Annotated in this window: 3 protein-coding genes; all 3 read right to left on the reverse strand. The window is 50.3% G+C overall.

Translation table 11 applies throughout. From position 1 onward, the window contains the following. Positions 1-29: 29 nt before the first annotated feature. Positions 30-329, reverse strand: coding sequence for a hypothetical protein (locus tag AAC083_RS02765; protein WP_108537971.1), 300 nt, complete (start codon positions 327-329; stop codon positions 30-32). Further along, complete coding sequence (gene fliS, locus AAC083_RS02770) at positions 326-748, reverse strand: flagellar export chaperone FliS (RefSeq protein ID WP_108537972.1); 423 nt, start codon at positions 746-748, stop codon at positions 326-328. Before fliS ends, AAC083_RS02765 begins: the two co-directional genes overlap by 4 nt. A gap of 25 nt (positions 749-773) precedes the next feature. Then, positions 774-1,809, reverse strand: a 1,036-nt coding sequence (fliD, locus tag AAC083_RS02775) for a flagellar filament capping protein FliD (RefSeq protein WP_108537973.1), incomplete at its 5' end; no start/stop codon positions are given.

The following is a 1,809-nucleotide window of genomic DNA, read 5'->3' on the forward strand; positions in this document are numbered from 1 at the left end:
ATATTCTTATTAAAATCCATTATATATGCCTAACCTGCATTCAGCTTGTAAAGATCAGAGGCTCGACCAGCCTTGGAAAACTGCAGTAACTCTTGTTCTGTCAGATGCTTCGCGTTTTCTACCCAGTCGTGGATGGATTGAAACTGCAGCAATGCTTGTTGCTGTTCCACATTCAATGTAGCTCCAAGTTTATTATGCTTAAACACACCATCAAGCACCCTTAGGTAATGAACCGTCAGCTTGTCTGCCGCAAGCATGTCGCCCTGCTCCAGCAGAGCCAACAGCTGGTTACCATGCACAATCAACTCGGATAACAGGATATTGCTCATTCCGGCCGGCCCACTTTTTGCTGGGCTAACGCCTTGTCTCGCTCTTCAAGTGGAATCGCATCCCACCCGCTTTTTACGGTCAACATCAGAGCCATCACCTCATCCACGATGGCGATATCCATGTCACGGCTAGCATCCATCATCCGAACCTTCATATAGTCATAGAGCGCAAAGAGATCCTCTGGCACCTTGCCATAGGAAAGGTCCAGCGAGTCTTGCAATCCGTTGATGATGGCCATGGTTTTCGAAATAGATTGGGACTTGCTCTCAAAATCACGACGCTCAATCGCACCACGAGCCTGGGCTAGACGTTCTAGACACCCCTGCATCAGCAGCTGGATGACGCGATAAGGGTCTGCGACTGCCAGCTCGGATTGCAGACTCTGAGTGGTATAGGCTTTGATATTTTTCCGATACATATGAAACACCGATCCTGACTACAAATTAGCTGCTCTTGGTGTTGAGCAGATTCAAATATGAGGCCGACCTGTTCATCTTGGCAAGCATGCTATCCAGACTCCCGTAGCGGGCACGCAGGGTCTCTTCATACTTGGTCAGCTGGGCTGCTACATCCGACTGCTTGCGATTGACATCTCGCAGATCCGAATTGAGGCTCTCTTCACGTTTGGCAAGCAATCCGCCAGTTTTTGAGTAACTTTCAAGCTGCCCGGCCAACTTGCCTGCCACACCATCCTTGCCACCAAACACGGCAACAACCTGGTCGAAGTTCTTGTCGATAGCCTCATCAAATTTTTCACTATCGAGGGAGAGTACTCCCTTGTTGTCCATCTTGACACCCAACTGGAAGATGGTTGAAAAAGTGGAGGCGTTTTTGGAAGGCTCTGTGATCGCACCGCTCATCATGTTGGCCACGGCGCGAGTCGTGGCATCACCGGCCAAGGCACCGCCATCATTCTGGCTGACCCCTGCCACCATCGAGTTGCGCTTGCCAAGGTCGCTACTCTTCTTCACCAAGGCGTTATAGCCATCAATGAAGCTTTTGACCATGTCCTTGATCCCGCCCTTGTCGGTGGTCACGTCAACCTTGTTCGACTTATAGGTGGTAGTGGTCCCCTCCGTGGTACTGTCCGATTCCCTCAATACAGTGAGCTTGAGCCCGGCAATGGTGCCATCAAATGTGTTGGTCGCACTGGTCAGCTCGCTGCCATCCACCTTGATCAGAGCGTCTTGAGCGTCTTGTGTTTTAGTCAGTTTGGAGACAAGGTTGTCGGTCAGCTCAGTGGTATTGCCAGTAATCTGCAGATCCTTCCCAGCACCACTGATACCAGAATCGATGACAAGTTTGGACTTGCCATCGGACGTGTTCATGATATTGACGCTCAGGCCGAAGTTGTTACCATCATTGTTAATACGCTTTCGAATGGACTCCAGCGTATCCCCCACTTTGACATCAACATCAAAGCTCTTGTCACCGGCCTTGAAGGTCAGGACACCATCCTGAGTAATAAGAGGGGTGGTG

This window comes from Aeromonas sp. HMWF014 (genome assembly GCF_963878295.1).
Classification (GTDB): Bacteria; Pseudomonadota; Gammaproteobacteria; order Enterobacterales; family Aeromonadaceae; genus Aeromonas; species Aeromonas popoffii.